Genomic DNA, 19,419 nt, shown 5'->3' on the forward strand with positions numbered 1-19,419 from the left:
AGTCTCGCGAAGTAGGGGCACGCGCGTCCCGGACCGCGGCGGCGGGCGGCTAGGGTTCCCAGACACCCCGCCGCCCGCCGCCGTCCTGGAGGACCCGTGCACCCCGTCACCGCCGACGCCGCCCGTGCGCTGCCCGTCGATCCCTCGTCCTCGCTGCTCCGTCCGCTCCCGCTCTCGGACGTGCGGATCACGGACGGCTTCTGGGCGCAGCGTCAAGCCGTCAACGGCGCGACGACCCTCCGCCACGCGCTCGACTGGATGGAGCGCCTCGGCTGGAACGCGAACTTCGACCTCGTCGCCGCCGGGAGCGACGCCCCGCGCGCCGGCCGCGAGTTCGCCGACTCGGAGACGTACAAGCTCCTCGAGGGGCTCGCCTGGGAGCACGCGCGCACCGGCGACGCCTGGGCGGATGAGGCGTTCCGCGCGCTGGCCGCCCGGGTCGTGGCGGCGCAGCAGCCCGACGGGTACCTCAGCACGCAGTTCGGCGTGCCGGGACGCCCCGACCGCTACACCGACCTCGCCTGGGGCCACGAGCTGTACTGCTTCGGGCACCTGATCCAGGCCGCGGTCGCCCGGCTGCGCACGACGGGCGAGGACGAGTTCACGCGCGCCGCCGTCCGCGTCGCCGATCACGTCGTCGCCGAGTTCGGACCGGACGGCCGCGACGCGATCTGCGGGCATCCGGAGATCGAGGTCGCGCTCGCCGAGCTGTCACGGGCGACCGGCGAACGCCGCTACCTCGACCAGGCGGCGCTGTTCGTCGAGCGGCGCGGCTCCGGCCTCCTCGGCGATCCGGAGATCGGACGCGCCTACTACCAGGACGACGTGCCGGTGCGGCGGGCGGATGCGCTCCGCGGCCACGCGGTGCGCGCGCTGTACCTCTCGGCGGGCGCCCACGACGTCGCCGTCGACGCGGGCGACGACGAGCTGCGCGCCGCCGTCGAGCGCCAGTGGGACGCGACCGTCGCGCGGCGCACCTACGTCACGGGCGGCATGGGATCGCGGCACGAGGGCGAGTCGTTCGGCGACGACTGGGAGCTCCCGGCCGACCGCGCCTACGCCGAGACCTGCGCCGGGATCGCCTCGATCATGCTGTCGTGGCGGCTGCTGCTGCAGTCCGGCGACGTGCGGCACGCCGACCTCCTCGAGCGCACCCTCTACAACGTGCTCGCGGCGGGGATCGCCGAGGAGGGGGACCGGTTCTTCTACGTCAACCCGCTCGCGCAGACGACGCTCGGCGTCCCGCTGCCGCAGGACGAGGTCGCCGTGCGCGCGGCCACCGGGCAGCGCGCGCCGTGGCTCTGGGTGTCGTGCTGCCCGACGAACATCGCCCGCACGATCGCGAGCCTGGCGGCGTACGTGGCGACGGTCGATGCCGACGGGCTGCAGCTGCACCTCCCGGTGTCGTGCGACATCGACACCCGCCTGCCGGACGGCTCGCCGCTGCGGCTAGCCGTGCGCACCGGCTATCCGCACGACGGCGGCGTCGACATCGAGGTGCTCGAGGCGCCGGAGCGCGACTGGACCCTGCGCCTCCGGGTGCCCGGATGGGCGTCTGCCGCGACCGTGGCCGTCGACGGGAGCACGAGCTCCGTCGCACCGGGCTACGCGGTGGTCGCCGGACCGCGCACCGGCGGCACCGTGCGCCTCGACCTCCCCGTCGTGCCGCGCCTCACCCGGCCGGACGCGCGGATCGACGACGTGCGCGGCACGGTCGCGGTCGAGGCCGGTCCGCTCGTCTACTGCCTCGAGAGCGTGGATGCCGGCACGGACGACCTCGGCACGTTCCGGCTCGACACCTCGGTCGCACCCCGCCGTGCGGGCGGCGACGTGGTCGAGGTGGCCGGGTCGTTCGACTCGCTCACGGACGGCGGCTGGCCCTACGGTGCCGACGAGTCGGATGCCCGCCGCTCGACTCCGGCGCCGGTCGCGCTGGTGCCGTACCACCGGTGGGCGTCGCGGGGTCCGAGCACGATGCGGGTCTGGCTGCCGGCGGCGCCGCTCAGCTGAGTCCCGCGGCGGGCCGCCCGGCGGCCGCGTACTGCTCGCGCGCCGGGCTCGGCGGACCCGCCGGCAGGGCGCTCTCCACCGCGGGGGCCCACGCGGGCCGGTCGCCCGTCAGCGCCCAGGCCGCTTGCACCGCGGCGCCGAGGGCGACGTACTCCCCGGCGGCCGGGATGACGACCTCCCGCGCGAACACCTCGCTCGCCACCGTCGCGACCGCGAGGGAGCGGGCTGCGCCGCCGATGAGCAGCACGCGCCGGGCCTCGACGCCCTGTGCGAGCACCGCATCCAGCCCGTCTGCCAGACCGCAGAGCATCCCCTCGATCGCGGCCCGCGCGACGTGCTCCCGGGTGGAGGAGGCCAGCGTCATACCGAACAGCGACGCGGTCGCGTCGGGCAGGTTCGGCGTCCGCTCGCCCTCGAAGTACGGCTGCAGCACGAGTCCCCCGGACCCGGCCGGTGCGGCGAGTGCGAGCCGACCGAGCTCGTCGTGGTCGACGCCGAGCAGCCGCGCGACCGCGTCGAGCACGCGAGCGGCGTTGAGCGTGGCGACGAGCGGGAGGAAGCCGCCGGCGGCGTCCGCGAAGCCCGCCACCGTGCCGGTCTCGTCGCCGACCACGCGGTCGGTCACGGCGAACACCGTGCCGCTCGTGCCGAGCGAGACGACCACGTCGCCGGGTCGGGCGTCGAGGCCGAGGGCCGCGCCCGCGTTGTCGCCGGCGCCGGGGCCGACGACGAGACCGGCGGGGATCCCGGGCCGGGCGGCGGTCGCCCCGGCCGACTCGCCGGGGCCGAGCACGCGGGGGAGCACCGCGTCGTGGCCGAGCGCGAGCGCGAGCAGGTGGCGGTCCCACTCGCCGCGCTCCGGAGACCAGTACGAGGTGCCGCTCGCGTCCGACCGGTCGGTGGTGAGCGCGTCGAGGTCGGGACCCAGCGGATCCGCATCCGGCGCGTCGCCGGTCGCCGGCCCGAAGCCGCGGAGCCGCCAGGTGAGCCAGTCGTGGGGCAGGGCGACCGCGGCGACCGCTGTCGCGTGCGCCGGCTCGGCGTCGCGGAGCCAGCGGAGCTTCGTCGCCGTGAAGGAGGCGACCGGCACCGATCCGGTGCGACGGGCGAGCTCGCCGCGTCCGACCTCGCCGATCAGCGCGTCCGCCGCGGCGGCCGAACGCGTGTCGTTCCACAGCAGCGCCGGGCGGATCACCTCGCCGTCCGCGTCGAGCACGACCATGCCGTGCTGCTGAGCGGCGACCGAGATGGCGGCGACGTCGTCGAGCCCGCCGGCGTCGGCGATCGCGGCGAGCAGCGCCGTCCACCACGCGTCCGGGTGCACCTCCGTGCCGTCCGGATGCGGCGCGCGCCCCGAGCGCACCACCCGCCCGGTCTCGAGGTCGCGCACGACGACCTTGCAGCTCTGCGTCGACGAGTCGACCCCCGCGACGAGCGTCACGCTCGCGGAACCTAGCGTGCGCCGAGCAGGTGCTCGGTGGCGAGCTGCTGCAGCCGCACGAAGCCGAAGCCGGCGCCGCCGAAGTAGCGGTCGGAGTCGAACTCCTCGTAGGCCGATCGGTCGGCGAGCAGCTCGGCGTAGCCCTCGCCCTCGCCGAGGGTGGGCACGGCGAGCTCGGGTACGCGGGCCGCCGCGAGCGCCTCCTGCACCTCCGGGTCCGCGCGGAAGGCGGCCGCGCGCTCCTTCAGCAGCAGGTAGTTCGCCATGTTCGCCGCGACGCTGTCCCACACGCCGGACTCGTCCTCCGTGCGGCTCGGCTTGTAGTCGAAGTGCCGCGGTCCGTCGTAGGCGGGCACCCCGCCGGGTCCGCCGTGCTCGAGCAGATCGACGAGCGCGAAGGCGTTGTGCAGGTCGCCGTGGGCGAACACGAGGTCCTGGTCGTACTTGATGCCGCGCTGGCCGTTGAGATCGATGTGGAACAGCTTGCCGTGGTACAGCGCCTGGGCGATGCCCGCGGCGAAGTTCAGGCCGGCCATCTGCTCGTGCCCGACCTCCGGGTTGATGCCGGCGAGCTCCGGGTGCTCGAGCGACTCGATGAACGCGAGCGCGTGCCCGAGGGTCGGCAGCAGGATGTCGCCGCGCGGCTCGTTCGGCTTCGGCTCGATCGCGAAGCGGATGCCGTAGCCCTGGTCGATGACGTACTGCGAGAGCAGGTCCACGGCCTCCCGGTAGCGCTCGAGGGCCTGGCGCACGTCCTTCGCCGAGTCGTACTCAGCACCCTCGCGGCCGCCCCACATCACGAACGTGGAGGCGCCGAGCTCGGCGGCGAGGTCGATGTTGCGGAGCACCTTGCGCAGCGCGAACCGGCGCACGCCGCGGTCGTTCGAGGTGAAGCCGCCGTCTTTGAACACGGGCTGCGAGAACAGGTTGGTCGTGACCATCGGCACGACGAGGCCGGTGTCGGCGAGCCCCTGCTTCAGCCGGTCGATCTCGCGCTGCCGCTCCGCGTCGCTCGACCCGAACGCGAACAGGTCGTCGTCGTGGAAGGTGAGGCCCGCCGCGCCGAGCTCGGCGAGCCGCTCGAGCACGTGCACCACGTCGAGGGGCGGCCGCGTAGGTCCGCCGAACGGGTCGGTGCCGTTGTAGCCGACGGTCCAGAGGCCGAAGGTGAAGTAGTCGGACTTCGTGGGCGTCGCTGCCATGGGGTGCTCCAGCTTCATCTGCGGTGATGGCGGTCGGGTGGTACCGGATATGTCGGTTCGCACAACATAAGCCCTAGACTGAGCGCATGTCCATGGCGTCCGGCCCACGACGGCCCGGTCTGTCCGCGGTGCTCGAGCTCGTGCACCGCAGCCCCGGCCTGCCGCGGTCGGCGGTCACCCAGCGCACCGGACTCAACCGCTCGTCGGTCGCCGACGCCATCGCCGAGCTGGTCGAGCTCGGGCTCGTCGTCGAGGGGGATGCCGCGCCCGCCCAGCGCGCGGGGCGCCCGTCGCCGACCGTCTCGCCCGATCCGGGCGTGGTCGCGCTCGCCGTGAACCCCGAGGTCGATGCCGTGACGATCGGCCGGGTCGGGCTCGGCGCGCGCGTGCTCGAGCGCATCCGCATCCCGGTCGATCGCACCCCCACGGCGGACGACGTGGCGCGTCTGCTGCGCGCGCACCTCGCGGAGCCGGGCGACGCCCGTCGTCCGATCGGCATCGGGATCGCCGTGCCCGGGCTCGTCGACGAGTCGACCGGCGTCGTGCGCCTCGCTCCGCACCTCGGCTGGTCGGACGCGCCTCTGCGCGCCGTGCTCGAGGACGCGACCGGACTGCCGGTCGATGTCGCGAACGATGCGAGCCTCGGCGCGCTCGCCGAGCATGCCTGGGGCGCGGGCCGCGGCGTGGACGATCTCGTGTACCTCAACGGCGGCGCGAGCGGCATCGGCGGCGGCATCATCGCCGGCGGACGGCTGCTCGGCGGCGTCTCGGGCTTCGCCGGCGAGTTCGGCCACAACCGGGTCGCCGTCGACGCCGCCGACCTGCGCGCGGGCGGCGAGCTGGAGCAGGAGGTCTCGCGGCGGCTGCTGTTCGCCGCGCTCGGCCTCGCCGACCGCGATGAGGCCGAGCTCGCCGGGCTGCTCCGCGGAGCGCCGGCATCGACTTCGCCGGCGGCCGCGGCCGAGGTGCTCCGCCAGCGCCGGGTGCTCGCCCGCGCGCTCGCTGACATCGCGAACGCGCTGAACCCGGCGCGCATCGTGCTCGGCGGGTTCCTCGCCGCCCTCGCCGACGACGCCCTGCCGCCGCTCGCCGCGGACGTCGCGCGGCTCGCGATGCCGCACGCCGCCGACCGTCTCGACCTCGCGATCGCCCGGCTGGCCGACGACCGGCTGCTGGTCGGTGCCGCCGAGCTCCCGATCGCACGCCTGCTCGCCGACCCGCGCGAGTCCGCCGACCTCCGACGACGAAGGACGACAGCATGACCACCGACCAGCTCCGAATCGCCCAGATCGGCACCGCCTTCATGGGCCGCATCCACTCCCAGGCGTGGCTCACCGCGCCGCGGTTCTTCGACCTGCCGCTGGCTCCCGTGCCGGCGGTGCTCGTCGGCACCGATCCCGAGCGCACCACCGCGGCGGCGCGCCGCTTCGGCTGGGCGGAGGCCTCGACCGACTGGCGGTCGGTCGTCGAGCGCGACGACATCGACGCGGTCGACATCTGCACCCCCGGCGACAGCCACGCGGAGATCGCGCTCGCCGCCCTCGCAGCCGGCAAGCACGTGCTCTGCGAGAAGCCGCTCGCGAACTCGGTCGCCGACGCCCAGCGGATGACCGACGCCGCGGCCGCCGCCGACGTCGTCGCCGTGTGCGGCTTCTCCTACCGCCGCACGCCGGCGCTCGCGCTCGCCCGCCGGATGATCGGCGAGGGCCGGCTCGGCGGCATCCGCCACGTCCGCGCGCAGTACCTGCAGGACTGGCTCAGCGACGCGTCCGCGCCGATGACCTGGCGGCTCGACCGCGAGCGGGCCGGCTCGGGGGCGCTCGGCGACATCGGCGCGCACAGCATCGACACGGCGCAGTGGCTCACGGGCGCCGGCATCGTGGCGGTGTCGGCGATGCTGCGCACGTTCGTCGAGACCCGCCCGCAGCCCGCGGCGACCGGCGGCGCCGCCGGCCTGGGCGGCATCGCGGCCGAGGACGCGCCGATCGGGCGCGTCACGGTCGACGACGCGGCGGCCTTCACGGCCCGGCTGTCCGACGGCGCGATGGGCGTCTTCGAGGCGACCCGGATGGCGCTCGGCAACCGCAACGCGAACCGCATCGAGATCGACGGGGAGCTCGGCTCGATCGCGTTCGACTTCGAGCGGATGAACGAGCTGCAGGTCTACGAGTCGGCGGAGGGCGACACGGCCGGCTTCCGCCGCGTCCAGGTCACCGAGGCGTCGCATCCGTACCTCGAGGCCTGGTGGCCGCCGGGCCATGGGCTCGGCTACGAGCACCTGTTCACGCATCAGGCCGCCGACTTCGTGCGCGCCGTCGCGGGCGAGCTCGACCCGAGCCCGACGTTCGCCGACGCGCTCGGCGTGCAGCGGGTGCTCGCCGCCGTGGAGGCGAGCGCCGCCGACGGATCCCGGCTCACGCCGGTGGAAGGAGCCCGCGCATGACCACGCGCACCGCACTCGTCGTCCGGGGCGGCTGGGACGGGCACGCGCCCGTCGCCGCGACCGAGCTGTTCCTGCCGTACCTGCGCGAGCAGGGCTTCGACGTCCGGGTCGAGGAGAGCACGGCCGTCTACGCCGACACCGGATACCTCGCCGGCGTCGACGTCATCCTGCAGTCGGTGACGATGTCGGAGATCGAGGCGGACGAGCTCGCCGGCCTCCGCGGGGCCGTCGAGAGCGGCACGGGCCTGGTCGGCTGGCACGGCGGCATCGCCGACTCGTTCCGGAACAGCTCCGACTACCTCCAGCTCGTCGGCGGGCAGTTCGCGACGCATCCGTCCCGCCCGCCGGAGCAGCGGCTCGGCGACGGCACGGACGCCTTCCTCACCTACACGGTGCACCTCACCGACCTCGGCCGCGCGCACCCGATCACGGCCGGACTCGACGATTTCGAGCTGACCACCGAGCAGTACTGGGTGCTGCACGACGACCTCATCGACGTGCTCGCGACCACGACGCATCCGGCTCGACCGGACCAGCCGTGGCACCGCCCGATCACCTCCCCGGCCGTCTGGACGCGCGAGTGGGGCGAGGGCCGGGTCGTCGTCGCGACGCCGGGCCACAGCGTCGACATCCTGCAGCACGCGAGCGTGCGCACCATCATCGAGAAGGGCATCCTGTGGGCGAGCCGCGCGGTCTAGCCATCGTCGGGCTGGGGAACATCTCCCGGCAGTACCTGAGCACCCTTTCCGGGCATCCCGGCGTGCGGATCGCGGCCGTCGCGGACCTCGACCGCACTCGCGCCGAGGAGGTGGCGGCGGAGACGGGCGCGGTCGCGCTCGACGCCGCGGAGGCGGTGGCGCATCCCGACGTCGAGGCGGTGCTGAATCTCACGATCCCGGCGGCGCACGCGGACGTCGCGCTGCTGGCGATCGCCGCCGGCCGGCACGTGTACGGCGAGAAGCCGCTCGCCGTGACGCTCGCCGACGGACGGCGGGTCGTCGAGGCCGGCGCCGCGGCCGGCGTGCGCGTCGGCACCGCGCCGGACACCGTGCTCGGCACCGGCATCCAGACGGCGCGCTCCGCCGTCGACCGCGGGTTGATCGGGCGACCGATCGCGGCCAGCGCGAGCTGGGTCGCGCCGGGGCACGAGCGCTGGCACCCGAACCCCGACTTCTACTACCTGCCGGGCGGCGGGCCGGTGCTCGACATGGGCCCGTACTACGTCGCCTCGCTGATCCAGCTGCTCGGGCCCGTCGTGCGCGTCTCGGGGATGGCGTCGCGGCTGCGCGACGTGCGGACGATCGGATCCGGACCGCGTGCGGGCCAGACCGTCCCGGTCGAGATCGACACCCACATCACCGGCACGCTCGAGCACGCGGGCGGCGCGATCTCGACCGTGCTGCTGAGCTTCGACGCCGTCGCCACGCGCGCCCGGCCGATCGAGGTGCACGGCGAGTCCGGCAGCCTGACCGTGCCTGACCCGAACGGCTTCGACGGCGCGGTCGAGCTCTGCGAGCTCGGGTCTGACGAGTGGCGCGAGCTGGCGGTCGACGCGGGCTACGAGCACTCGTCGCGCGGGGTCGGGCTGCTCGACCTGCTCGCGGGCACGAACCGCGCGAGCGGCGATCTCGGCCTCCACGCGCTCGACGTGATGACCGGGCTGCTCGCCGCCGCCGGGGAGCAACGCACGCTCGAGCTCACGACCACGGTCGAGCGCCCGTCGCTCGTGCCGCTCACCCCGAGGAGCGTCTGGGCCGGCTAGCCCGTCGATCGGCGGCGATCAGCGGGTGGCGGGCCGCCCGATCGCGATGCCGCCCGCGCCCTGCACCAGGGCGAACGCGCGCTGGAGCGTCTCGTCGAAGTCGGCGTCGTCGTCCGCGGTCCAGAGGCTCCAGGCGAGGTCGATCGCGGCCATCGACGCCGTCGCGGCGGCGAGGGCCTCCGCGCGATCCGGCACGAGCTCGAGGAGCGCGGCCGCGAGGTCGTCGCGCTGCTCGGCGCGCTCGGAGGCGAGGCGCGTGCGCAACGGCGCCGAGGAGCCGATCATCCGGATGCGCGCCCGCAGCTTCCTCGGATCCCGCAGCGCGATGGCGACCGTCGGGGCGAGGGAGGCGCGCACGGCGTCCATCGCGGCCGTCCCGGGGGCCGGGGCGGCCGCCCGAAGCTGAGCACCGAGCGAGGTGCGGCCCGTGCGCACGGCGGCGACGACCGCGTCCTCCTTGGAGGCGAAGTAGCGGAAGAAGGTCGCCCGCGAGATGCCGATGCCCTGCGCGATCTCGTCCGCGGTCACGTGCTCGAAGCCGTGCTCGGCACAGAAGTCGGCGGCCGCGTCGGCGAGCTCGGCGCGCAGGAGCGCGCGGCTCCGGTCCCGCACCCCGCCGTTCATGCGGATGAGTCTACCGAATGATATGGTGTCCGCTGACTGAGACGCAGTCTCACGGTCGGTCGATGAAGCCCGGCTCCCGGACCACGAACGGAAGCGAGCGCGACCATGACCCAGACCCCGACCAGCGAGGTGCCCGTGACCGCGGCCGCCGCCGCGCGACCGCGATCGGGCGCGATCCTCGCCGTGCTCGCGTTCGCGGGCCTCGGTGCCTCGTTCATGCAGACGATCCTGATCCCGATCCAGTCGGAGCTGCCGCGCCTGCTGCACACGACCAGCGACAACAGCGCCTGGGTCATCACAGCGACCCTCGTCACCGCCGCCGTGTGCACGCCGGTCGCCGGACGACTCGGCGACATGTTCGGCAAGCGCCGCGTCGCGATGGCGCTGCTGCTGCTCCAGGCCGCCGGCGCGATCCTCGCGGCGCTCTCGAACGACCTGCCGACGATGATCGTCGCCCGTGTGCTGCAGGGCATGGCGGCCGGCGTCATCCCGCTCGGCATCTCGATCCTGCGCGACGTGCTGCCGCGCGAGCGGCTCGGATCGGGCATCGCCCTCGTCAGTGCCACGCTCGGCGTCGGCGGGGCGCTCGGCCTGCCGCTCAGCGCCGTGGTCGCGGAGAACCTCGACTGGCACGCCCTGTTCTGGGTGGCCGCCGGCATCGCCGTGCTCGCGTTCGCGCTCTACGCGCTGCTCGTGCCGGCGAGCACGGTCCGCACCCCTGGCCGCATCGACGTGGTCGGCATCATCGGACTCGCCGTCGGGCTGGTCGGCGTGCTCATCGCGGTCTCGCGCGGCGGCGAGTGGGGCTGGGGCGACCCGCGCACCCTCACCCTCCTCGTCGGCGGGGTCGTCGTGCTGCTCATCTGGGGCGTCGTCGAGCTGCGCGTGAAGGACCCGCTGGTCGACCTCCGCGTCAGCGCGCGCGGGCCGGTGCTGCTCACCAACCTCGCGTCGGTGGCCATGGGCTTCGCGCTGTTCGCGTCGAACGTGGTGCTGCCGCAGCTGCTCGAGCTGCCGCGCGCGACCGGCATCGGACTCGGCCTCTCGCTCGTCGTCGCGGCGCTGATCCTCGCGCCGTCCGGCATCGCGATGATGCTCATGTCGCCGGTCGCGGGCGCCGTCGAGCGCCGCCGCGGACCGAAGCCGCTGCTCGTGGTCGGCGCCGGCGTGATCGCGCTGTCGTACGGCGGCGCGCTGCTCTTCCACGCCGAGGCGTGGCAGATCCTGATCATCAACATCGTGCTGGGCGTCGGCATCGGGCTCGGCTACGCGGCCATGCCCGCGCTGATCATGCAGGCCGTCCCGGCGCACGAGACCGGCGCGGCGAACGGACTCAACGCGCTCATGCGGTCGCTCGGCACGAGCGTCGCGTCCGCCGTGGTCGGGGCGATCCTCGCGCAGTCGGTCACGGTGGTCGGCGGCGTCGCCGGCCCGAGCGAGGACGGCTTCCTGCTCGCCCTCGCGCTCGGTCTCGGCGCCGCGGTGCTCTGCCTCGTCGTCGCGATCTTCATCCCGCGCCCGAAGCCCGAGCATGAGGGCGCCATGGAGGCGGTCGAGCACTGACGGGGCGGTAGCCTGCGCGGATGACCGAGCGGCGCGCCCCGAGCATGTACGACGTCGCGGACCGCGCCGGCGTCTCGCACCAGACGGTCTCCCGCGTGCTCAACGGGTTCGAGGGCATCCGGCCGGCGACGCGCGAGCGGGTGCTCGACGCGATCCGCGAGGTCGGCTACCGGCCGAACCTCGCGGCGCGGTCGCTCGTGACGCGCCGCACCCGGGCGATCGGCGTGCTCGCTCCGGCGAGCGCCGACTTCGGGCCGGTGCGCACCCTGCAGTCCGTCGAGCAGGCCGTGCGCGCCGCCGGCTACCAGCCGCTCGTCACCTCGACGCCGGTCACCGCGGAGGCCGTGCGCGACAGCCTCGAGTTCCTGCTCGACCAGTCGGTCGAGGCGCTCGTCGTCATCGCGCCCTACTCGGTGCTGCTCGACGAGGTGGCGCGGCTCGCCTCCGATCTGCCGCGGGTCACCCTGCAGACCGGCAAGCCGGGCGACGTCGCCGTCGACGAGCAGCTCGGCGCCCGCCTCGCGGTCGAGCACCTCGTCAGCCTGGGGCACCGCCGGGTGCAGGTCGTCGCCGGACCGCCCGACTTCCTCGAGGCGGACGTGCGGCTCGCCGCGGTGCATCGCCAGGCCGCCGCGGCGGCGCTCGAGCTCGGGCCGGACCTGCCCGGCGACTGGAGCGCGGATGCCGGCTACGCCGCCGCCGCCCGCGTCGACCCCGCGACGACGGCCGTGATCTGCGGCAACGACCAGATGGCGCTCGGCCTCGTGCACGGGCTGGCGGACCTCGGCCGCCGGGTGCCGCACGACGTCAGCGTCATCGGGTTCGACGACATCCCGGAGGGCGCCCACAGCCTCCCGCCGCTCACGACGCTGCACCAGGACTTCGACGAGGTCGGCCGGCGCGCGGTCGCCCGGCTCGTCGCCCGGCTCGACGACGGGCATCCGGCGTCCGACCGCGTCGACGACCGGGTGCCGCCGTGGTTGGTGGAGCGGGCGTCGACGGCGTCGGTCTGAGGTCGCGCGCGACCGCCGCGATCGCCGTCGGCCGACGCGCGCGGCACTGGCGCCCGGCGCAATGTGAGCGATAACATCTCGGGACACGATCCAGTCGAGGAGGACGGATGGGCGACATCGACGCCGCCATCGAGCGCGCTAGGGCCGAGGTCGCCGCGCTCCACGCGGAGCTGGTGCGGTACGGCCTCGTGGTCTGGACCGGCGGCAACGTCTCGGGACGGGTGCCCGGCACCGACCTCTTCGTGATCAAGCCCTCCGGCGTCGCCTACGACGACCTCACGGCCGACGATCTCGTGCTCTGCGACCTCGACGGCGACGTGGTGCCCGGCAGCACCGGCTCGCAGCGGAGCCCCTCGAGCGACACGGCGGCGCACGCCTACGTGTACCGCGAGATGCCGGATGTCGGCGGCGTCGTGCACACGCACTCCACCTACGCCGTCGCCTGGGCGGCTCGCGGTGAGGAGATCCCGTGCGTGATCACCGGGATGGCTGACGAGTTCGGCGGCCCGATCCCGGTGGGCCCGTTCGCGGTCATCGGCGACGACTCGATCGGCCGCGGCATCGTCGACACCCTGCGCGGGCACCGCTCGCGCGCGGTGCTCATGCAGAACCACGGCCCGTTCGCGATCGGGGTCTCGGCGCGCGACGCGGTGAAGGCCGCGGTGATGTGCGAGGACGCGGCGCGGACGGTGCACATCGCGCGGCAGGCGGGACCGCTGATCCCGATCCCGCAGGACAGGATCGACGCGCTGTACGCCCGCTACCAAGGCGTGTACGGGCAGGACGGGGACGACCGGCGATGACCACGGATACGACGGCGGCCGACGCGGCGGCGGAGGCCGTCCGCGCGGGGCGCGCGGTGCTCGGCATCGAGCTCGGCTCCACCCGCATCAAGGCGTGCCTGGTCGGCGACGACCCGGCGGTCGTGATCGCGACGGGCGCGCACGAGTGGGAGAACGCGCTCGTCGACGGACGCTGGACCTACGCGCTCGACGACGTGTGGTCGGGACTGCGAGCCGCCTACGCGGACCTCGCGGACGACGTGCGCCGCCGCCACGGCGTCGCGATCGCCGCGCTCGGCGGGATCGGCATCAGCGGGATGATGCACGGCTATCTCGCGTTCGACGACGCCGGCGAGCTGCTCGTGCCGTTCCGCACCTGGCGCAACACGAGCACGGGCGCCGCGGCTGCCGAGCTCAGCGACCTGCTCGGCGTCAACATCCCGCAGCGCTGGTCGATCGCGCACCTGCACCAGGCGGTGCTCGACGGCGAGGCGCATGTGCCGCGCATCGCGCACCTCACGACCCTCGCCGGGCACGTGCACGAGCGGCTCACCGGCCGCCGCGTGCTCGGCATCGGCGACGCGTCCGGGATGTTCCCGATCGACCCGGCCGTCCGCGACTACGACGCGGACCTGCTCGCCCGCTACGACGGGCACGCCGCCGGGTCCGCGCTGCCGGGCCCGCTCCGCGATCTGCTGCCGGAGGTGCTCGTCGCCGGTGCCCCGGCCGGCGAGCTCACCGCCGACGGCGCCGCGCTGCTCGACCCGTCCGGCGCGCTCGCGCCGGGCGCCCCGCTCTGCGCGCCGGAGGGCGACGCGGGCACCGGCATGGTCGCGACGAACGCGATCGCGCCGCGCACGGGCAACGTCAGCGCGGGCACCAGCGTGTTCGCGATGGTGGTGCTCGAGCGGCCGCTCGCGAGCGCGCACGAGGAGATCGACGTCGTCACGACGCCGGTCGGCGACGCGGTCGCGATGGTGCACTGCAACAACGGCGCGAGCGAGCTCGCGGCCTGGGTCGGCCTGTTCCGCGGCTTCGCGGCCGCCGCCGGCACCCCGCTCGACGACGACGCCGTCTACGAGACGCTGTTCCGGGAGGCCCTCGCCGGCGAGGCGGACGCCGGCGGTCTGCTCGCCTACAACCACCTCGCGGGCGAGCCGGTCGCCGGCACCGCGGAGGGGCGTCCGCTCTTCGTCCGCACGCCCGACAGCCGCTTCTCGCTCGCGAATGTCATGCGCGCACAGCTCTACGGCGTGTTCGGCACGCTCGCGCTCGGCCTGCGCGTGCTCGACGGGGAGGGCGTCGCCCTCGACCGGATGAGCGCGCACGGCGGCGTCTTCCGCACCGCCGGCGTGGCCCAGCGCTTCCTCGCCGCGGCGCTCGATGCGCCGGTCGCCGTCGCCGCGAGCGCGGGGGAGGGCGGCGCCTGGGGCGCCGCGGTCCTCGCCGCGTTCACGGCCACCGGCGGGGGCGATCTCGCCGCGTTCCTCGACGAGCGCGTGTTCGCCGGCGCCGACACCGCGACCGCCGCCCCCGACGCGGACGACGTGGCCGGCTTCGCCGCCTACCTCGACCGCTACCGCGCCGGCCTCGACGTCGAGCGCGCCGCCATCGCGGCGCTCTGACGCGCCCGCACCACTCTCGGCGCCGCACGCGCCACCCCCAGCACGCCGCCCGCCCCACCGAGCACCGAAGGATCCGCCATGACCCGCAGCATCGTCCCCGACCTCCGCGAGAACGTCGTCTGGTTCGCCACCGGGTCGCAGGGCCTGTACGGCGAGGAGACGCTGCGGCAGGTCGCCGAGCAGTCGCGCCGGGTCGCCGAGCAGCTGGCGGCGTCGTCGGACGTGCCGGTCACGGTCGAGTGGAAGCCGGTGCTCACCGACACCGACGCCATCCGCCGGATGGCCCTCGAGGCGAACGCCGACGACCGCGTGGTCGGCATCATCGCCTGGGCGCACACCTTCAGCCCCGCGAAGATGTGGATCACCGGGCTCTCCGAGCTGTCGAAGCCGCTGCTGCACCTCCACACGCAGGCCGACGTGGCGCTGCCCTGGTCGGAGATCGACTTCGACTTCATGAACCTGAACCAGGCCGCCCACGGCGACCGCGAGTTCGCGTACATCCAGACCCGGCTCGACCTGCCGCGCGTCACCGTGGTCGGCCACGTGTCCGACCCGGCGGTCGCGGGGCGCGTCGGCACCTGGACCCGCGCCGCGTCCGGCGTCGCCGCGCTGAAGACCACGAAGGTGGCCCGCTTCGGCGACAACATGCGGTACGTCGCGGTGACCGAGGGCGACAAGACGGAGGCGGAGATCCGCTTCGGCGTCAGCGTGAACACCTGGCCCGTCAACGAGCTCGTGGAGGCCGTCGAGGCGGTCGCCGAGGCGGATGCCGTGGCGCTCGCCGCGGAGTACGACGAGCTCTACGACGTCGTGGCCGAGCTCCGTCCGGGCGGTCCGCGCCGCGACGCGGTGGTGTACGCGGCGCGGCAGGAGCTCGGCCTCCGCTCGTTCCTCGAGGCCGGACGCTTCACCGCGTTCACCGACTCGTTCGAAGACCTCGGCGCGCTGAAGCAGCTGCCGGGCGTCGCGGTGCAGCGGCTCATGGCCGACGGCTACGGGTTCGGCGCCGAGGGCGACTGGAAGACCGCGGTGCTCGTGCGCCTCGCCTCCGTCATGGGCGCCGGGCTGCCCGGCGGCGCCAGTCTCATGGAGGACTACACGTACGACCTCACGCCGGGTGCGGAGCTCATCCTCGGCGCGCACATGCTCGAGGTCTCGCCGAGCCTGACCAGGGCGAAGCCGACGCTCGAGATCCACCCGCTCGGCATCGGCGGCAAGGACGACCCGGTGCGCCTCGTCTTCACGGCCGACGCGGGTCCGGCCGTGGTCGTCGCGATGTCGGACCTGCGCGACCGCTTCCGCCTCGTCGCGAACGCCGTCGAGAACGTCGCGCTGCCGCAGCCGATGCCGAAGCTGCCGGTCGGACGCGCGGTGTGGAAGCCCGCCCCGGACTTCCACACGAGCGCCGCCGCGTGGCTCACCGCCGGCGCCGCCCATCACACGGTCATGACGACGCAGCTCGGCGTCGACGTGTTCCGCGACTTCGCGAAGCTCACCCGCACCGAGCTGCTCGTGATCGACGAGGGCACCACCCTGGTCGACTTCGAGCGCGAGGTCGCCTGGAACCAGGCGTACCACCGGCTCGCCCGCGGGCTCTGAGCCGGACTCTCCGCGCTGCGCGGTTCTCAGGCCGATCGGCGGATCCGGCGCCATCTCGAACCGGGAGCCGCGCCCCGGCCTGAGAACCCGGCAGGATGGTCGGGCCGCAGCGGGACGCCGCGGCGGATCGACGGCGATCGGAAGGCGGCACCGCATGCACGACACCCGCAGCTGGGCACCCGGCGCGCTGAGCGCGGCACGCACCGAGGAGGTGCCGCTCGCCGGGATCGACGGGCTGCGGATCGACGGGCTGCGGCTCGCCGCGGATGCCGGCAGCGCGGCGAGCGCGGAGGTGCGGGTCGACGGCACGGCCCTCCGCATCCGGGTGCCGGGCGGCGAGGGCGCACGGTCGCTCGCGTTCACGGCCGAGGCATCCGACTCGATCGCCATCTGGCGGCCCGGCAGCGGCGAGAACCGCGGGCGTCTCGCGCCGTCCTGGGCCGGGCCGTCGGCGGTCGGCCCGTTCGACGGCGCCGGGCTCGGCGTGCTCGTCGGGCGCGGCGATCGCGTGCTGCTCGGCTGGGCGGCGCACGCGGGCGCGAGCCTGCTCCGGGTGCGGGTCGGCATGGTCGAGGAGACCGCCGAGCTGCTCGTCGTGATCGACCTCGACGATCCGGGCGACGACCTCGACCTCGTGCTCGAGACCGGAGGCGGTGCGTTCTCCGCGACCGTGCCGGCGCTCGGCGCGGCGATCGGCCTCCACCGGCCCTCCGTCGACCCGCGCAGCCTCGCGCCGGTCTACTGCTCCTGGTACACGTTCCATCAGGCACTCGATCCCGAGGAGCTGGCGCTCGAGGCCGAGCGGGCCGCCGAGCTGGGCTTCGGCACGGTCATCGTCGACGACGGCTGGCAGAACGACGACACCTCGCGCGGCTACGGCTCGTGCGGCGACTGGGAGCTCGAGCCCGCGAAGGTGGGCGGCGGCCGCGCGCTCGTCGACCGGCTCGCGGCCGCGGGGCTCTCGACGCTGTGGTGGATCGGCACGCCCTGGGTGGGGTACCGCTCCCGCGCCTACCGCGAGGGCGAGTACGCGCTCGCGGACGACGACCCGGGCATGGAGGCCGCGGTGCTCGACCCGCGCTCGCCGGCCACCCGCCGCCTCCTCGTCGACCGGCTCGTGGCGCTCGCGGAGGACAGCGGCGCGGCGGGCTTCAAGCTCGACTTCCTCGAGCGCTTCGGGGCCTCCGCCCGCGGACCCGTGCCGGCGGACGCGGACACTCCGGACACGGCCCGCGGCGGCCTGCGGCTGCTCGAGCAGCTCCACGAGGCGATGCGCGGCGTGCTCCCGGACGGCGTCGAGCCGATGATCGAGTTCCGGGAGCCGTACCTGTCGCCGGAGGCCGTGCAGCTCGCGAGCATGCTCCGCGTGGGCGACTGCCCGCTGAGCCCGGCGCTGAACCGCATCGGCATCGTCGACCTGCGGCTCGCCTCCCGCGGCATCGCGATCCACAGCGACCCCGTCATGTGGGCCGACGACGACTCGCCCGAGCGGGTCGCCCAGCACCTCGTGCACGCACTGTTCGGCGTGCCCCAGATCTCGGTGCACCTCGGCCGGCTGCGGCCCGACCATCGCGCCGTGCTGGCGCACTGGCTCGGCTTCTGGCGCGAGCACGCCGACGCGCTCCTCGGCGACGATCTCGAGGCGGAGGGCGTCGACCGCGGCTACACTGCCGTGCACGCGCGCCGAGGCGACCGGGTGGTGACCGCCCGGTACGCCGGCGACGCGCTCGAGGCCCCCGCCGGCGACTGGCGGGAGTGGCACATCGCGAACGGGGCGGAGGCCGGAGCCGTGCTGCGCGGAGGCGGTGCCGCCGAGCACGTGACGGTCCGCGACGCGGCGGGCGTCCTGATCGCGGAGCCGCCGGATGCCGACCTCCGGCTCGCCGACATCCCCGTGCCCGCCGGCGGGCTGATCACCGTACGGCGGGGAGGCCGCTGATCGGCGCACCCCGTGGGAAGGTCTCGGAATCGTGATGCAAATGGACAGGTGATTTCGCTGGACCACGGGGGATGACAGCGCTACCATCCAAACAACCCCGCGGGCGTGGACGCCCGCAGCACTCAACGAGGAGTTCGCATGGCAGGCAACAGCACTCAGTTCACCCGGCGCCAGATGCTCGGGGCCCTCGGTATCGGAGCGGCCACGCCGCTCCTCCTCGCGGCCTGCGCAGGCCCGGGTGCCGGCGGCGGTGGCGGCGGCAGCAACACCATCTCGCAGTGGTACCACCAGTACGGCGAGAAGGGCACGGAGCAGGCGGCCAAGAAGTACGCCGCCGCGTACAAGGACGCGACCGTCAACGTCAACTGGGTCGCGGGCGACTACGCCTCGAAGCTCAACACCCGCCTCCTCGCCGGCAGCGGCGTCGACGTGTTCGAGAACAACGCGATCAACATCGCCGACGCCCGCGCCGGCCGCTACGCCGACCTGACGTCGCTCGTCGAGCCGATCAAGGACCAGCTCAACCAGGCCGTGCTCGAGAACGTCACCATCGACGGCAAGATCTGGGGCATCCCCATGATCATCGACCCGCAGGCCTTCTACTACAGCAAGTCGGCGTTCGCGGACGCCGGCCTGAAGGTCCCCGAGACGATGGAGGACCTCTACAACGCCGTCAAGAAGCTGTCCTCGGGCGGCAAGAAGGGCATCTTCCTCTCGAACACCGACGGCGGCGCCGGCCTCTGGGCCAGCACCATCTGGGCCACCGGCTCGGAGCTCTTCACCTCCGACAACAAGAAGGCCGGCTGGGCCGACAACGTCGACGCGGTCGCGGAGTCCTACTCGTTCCTGCAGAAGATCCAGCAGGAGAAGATGGGCCTCCAGGGTCAGCCCTCCGACTGGTGGGACATCACCCCGTTCGCCAACAAGGTCGTCCCGATCCAGTGGGGCGGCATGTGGTCCGTGCCGCAGGCCGTCGCGGCGCTCGGCGACGACGTCGGCATCTTCGCGATGCCGGGTTCGGGTTCGAAGGCCACCAAGGCCGTCATCCTCGGCGGCTGGAACCAGCAGGTCGCCGCGAAGGCCGCCGACGTCGACAAGGCGAAGGCGTTCGTGAAGTGGCTCTGGGTCGACCAGAAGGCCGACCAGGAGGACTGGTCGCTCAGCTACGGCTTCCACATCCCGCCGGTCACCGCGGTGGCCGACTCGGCCGAGAAGCTGCAGTCCGGCCCGGGCAAGGAGTTCGTCGACCTCTTCAAGGAGTTCGGCAAGGCTCAGGGCCCGTACGTGACCAGCGCTGTCGGCACCGCCATGGGCGACGCCGGCACGAAGATCATCGTCAACGGCGCCGACCCCAAGTCGACGCTGGAGGACGCCGCCAAGAAGGTGGAGTCCGCGCTGGCCCAGATCAAGTGATCT

The 19,419-nt window shown here is 74.2% G+C and carries 15 protein-coding genes; 12 read left to right on the forward strand and 3 right to left on the reverse strand.

The annotated features are described in order from the left end of the window. The first annotated feature begins 96 nt into the window (after nucleotides 1-96). Nucleotides 97-2,010 (forward strand): glycoside hydrolase family 127 protein, encoded by a 1,914-nt coding sequence (locus AC1RSJ_RS01550; RefSeq protein ID WP_493116557.1) that lies wholly within the window; start codon nucleotides 97-99, stop codon nucleotides 2,008-2,010. On the opposite strand, the gene xylB is transcribed toward AC1RSJ_RS01550, so the two are convergent. Both xylB and xylA read right to left on the reverse strand, forming a co-directional pair. Continuing rightward, a complete protein-coding gene (xylB, locus tag AC1RSJ_RS01555; RefSeq protein WP_493116558.1) occupies nucleotides 2,003-3,451 on the reverse strand; it encodes a xylulokinase in 1,449 nt (482 codons plus the stop codon). The two genes, AC1RSJ_RS01550 and xylB, sit on opposite strands and share 8 nt — an antisense overlap. A gap of 11 nt (nucleotides 3,452-3,462) precedes the next feature. Then, entirely contained in the window at nucleotides 3,463-4,653 is a 1,191-nt protein-coding gene (gene xylA / locus AC1RSJ_RS01560; protein WP_493116559.1) for a xylose isomerase, read from the reverse strand. A gap of 86 nt (nucleotides 4,654-4,739) precedes the next feature. Between xylA and AC1RSJ_RS01565 the strand changes: the two genes are divergently transcribed. From AC1RSJ_RS01565 to AC1RSJ_RS01580, 4 genes are read left to right on the forward strand one after another with little or no spacing between them, the layout of a single operon-like run. Beyond that, complete coding sequence (locus AC1RSJ_RS01565; RefSeq protein ID WP_493116560.1) at nucleotides 4,740-5,915, forward strand: ROK family transcriptional regulator; 1,176 nt, start codon at nucleotides 4,740-4,742, stop codon at nucleotides 5,913-5,915. After that, on the forward strand, nucleotides 5,912-7,096 hold the full coding sequence (locus AC1RSJ_RS01570) for a Gfo/Idh/MocA family protein (RefSeq protein WP_493116561.1): 1,185 nt from the start codon (nucleotides 5,912-5,914) through the stop codon (nucleotides 7,094-7,096). Before AC1RSJ_RS01565 ends, AC1RSJ_RS01570 begins: the two co-directional genes overlap by 4 nt. Then, complete coding sequence (locus AC1RSJ_RS01575; RefSeq protein WP_493116562.1) at nucleotides 7,093-7,794, forward strand: ThuA domain-containing protein; 702 nt, start codon at nucleotides 7,093-7,095, stop codon at nucleotides 7,792-7,794. The genes AC1RSJ_RS01570 and AC1RSJ_RS01575 overlap by 4 nt, the downstream gene beginning before the upstream one ends. Continuing rightward, nucleotides 7,773-8,858, forward strand: coding sequence for a Gfo/Idh/MocA family protein (locus tag AC1RSJ_RS01580; protein WP_493116563.1), 1,086 nt, complete (start codon nucleotides 7,773-7,775; stop codon nucleotides 8,856-8,858). The genes AC1RSJ_RS01575 and AC1RSJ_RS01580 overlap by 22 nt, the downstream gene beginning before the upstream one ends. An 18-nt stretch (nucleotides 8,859-8,876) precedes the next feature. Here AC1RSJ_RS01580 and AC1RSJ_RS01585 read toward each other — a convergent pair whose 3' ends face one another. Next, entirely contained in the window at nucleotides 8,877-9,482 is a 606-nt protein-coding gene (locus tag AC1RSJ_RS01585) for a TetR family transcriptional regulator (protein WP_493116564.1), read from the reverse strand. Nucleotides 9,483-9,587: 105 nt separating this feature from the next. On the opposite strand from AC1RSJ_RS01585, the gene AC1RSJ_RS01590 reads away from it, so the two are divergent. From AC1RSJ_RS01590 to AC1RSJ_RS01620, 7 genes are all read left to right on the forward strand, one after another. After that, entirely contained in the window at nucleotides 9,588-11,045 is a 1,458-nt protein-coding gene (locus AC1RSJ_RS01590) for an MFS transporter (protein ID WP_493116565.1), read from the forward strand. A gap of 20 nt (nucleotides 11,046-11,065) precedes the next feature. Continuing rightward, nucleotides 11,066-12,058: a LacI family DNA-binding transcriptional regulator gene (locus AC1RSJ_RS01595; RefSeq protein WP_493116566.1), complete on the forward strand. Its 993-nt coding sequence runs from the start codon at nucleotides 11,066-11,068 to the stop codon at nucleotides 12,056-12,058. A 107-nt stretch (nucleotides 12,059-12,165) separates the two neighbouring features. Then, nucleotides 12,166-12,861: an L-ribulose-5-phosphate 4-epimerase gene (locus AC1RSJ_RS01600; RefSeq protein ID WP_493116567.1), complete on the forward strand. Its 696-nt coding sequence runs from the start codon at nucleotides 12,166-12,168 to the stop codon at nucleotides 12,859-12,861. Next, on the forward strand, nucleotides 12,858-14,465 hold the full coding sequence (locus AC1RSJ_RS01605) for a xylulokinase (RefSeq protein WP_493116568.1): 1,608 nt from the start codon (nucleotides 12,858-12,860) through the stop codon (nucleotides 14,463-14,465). The genes AC1RSJ_RS01600 and AC1RSJ_RS01605 overlap by 4 nt, the downstream gene beginning before the upstream one ends. A 78-nt stretch (nucleotides 14,466-14,543) precedes the next feature. Continuing rightward, nucleotides 14,544-16,064 carry an L-arabinose isomerase gene (gene araA / locus AC1RSJ_RS01610; RefSeq protein WP_493116569.1) on the forward strand — a complete coding sequence of 507 codons (1,521 nt, stop codon included), beginning with the start codon at nucleotides 14,544-14,546 and terminating at the stop codon, nucleotides 16,062-16,064. Nucleotides 16,065-16,218: 154 nt separating this feature from the next. Then, nucleotides 16,219-18,003, forward strand: a complete 1,785-nt coding sequence (locus AC1RSJ_RS01615) for an alpha-amylase family protein (protein ID WP_493116570.1) — start codon at nucleotides 16,219-16,221, stop codon at nucleotides 18,001-18,003. 138 nt (nucleotides 18,004-18,141) lie between these two features. Further along, entirely contained in the window at nucleotides 18,142-19,416 is a 1,275-nt protein-coding gene (locus AC1RSJ_RS01620) for an ABC transporter substrate-binding protein (protein WP_493116571.1), read from the forward strand. Nucleotides 19,417-19,419: the final 3 nt, after the last annotated feature.

It is taken from the genome of Schumannella sp. GW821-FHT10F01, from assembly GCF_058809295.1.

Coding starts and splice junctions, on each gene's coding strand:
- AC1RSJ_RS01575 (WP_493116562.1), top strand. CDS start 7,093: ATGACCACGCGCACCGCACTCGTCGTCCGGGGCGGCTGGGACGGGCAC.
- AC1RSJ_RS01605 (WP_493116568.1), top strand. CDS start 12,858: ATGACCACGGATACGACGGCGGCCGACGCGGCGGCGGAGGCCGTCCGC.
- AC1RSJ_RS01595 (WP_493116566.1), top strand. CDS start 11,066: ATGACCGAGCGGCGCGCCCCGAGCATGTACGACGTCGCGGACCGCGCC.
- AC1RSJ_RS01565 (WP_493116560.1), top strand. CDS start 4,740: ATGTCCATGGCGTCCGGCCCACGACGGCCCGGTCTGTCCGCGGTGCTC.
- AC1RSJ_RS01590 (WP_493116565.1), top strand. CDS start 9,588: ATGACCCAGACCCCGACCAGCGAGGTGCCCGTGACCGCGGCCGCCGCC.
- xylA (WP_493116559.1), bottom strand. CDS start 4,653: ATGGCAGCGACGCCCACGAAGTCCGACTACTTCACCTTCGGCCTCTGG.
- AC1RSJ_RS01615 (WP_493116570.1), top strand. CDS start 16,219: ATGCACGACACCCGCAGCTGGGCACCCGGCGCGCTGAGCGCGGCACGC.
- araA (WP_493116569.1), top strand. CDS start 14,544: ATGACCCGCAGCATCGTCCCCGACCTCCGCGAGAACGTCGTCTGGTTC.
- AC1RSJ_RS01620 (WP_493116571.1), top strand. CDS start 18,142: ATGGCAGGCAACAGCACTCAGTTCACCCGGCGCCAGATGCTCGGGGCC.
- AC1RSJ_RS01570 (WP_493116561.1), top strand. CDS start 5,912: ATGACCACCGACCAGCTCCGAATCGCCCAGATCGGCACCGCCTTCATG.
- AC1RSJ_RS01585 (WP_493116564.1), bottom strand. CDS start 9,482: ATGAACGGCGGGGTGCGGGACCGGAGCCGCGCGCTCCTGCGCGCCGAG.
- AC1RSJ_RS01600 (WP_493116567.1), top strand. CDS start 12,166: ATGGGCGACATCGACGCCGCCATCGAGCGCGCTAGGGCCGAGGTCGCC.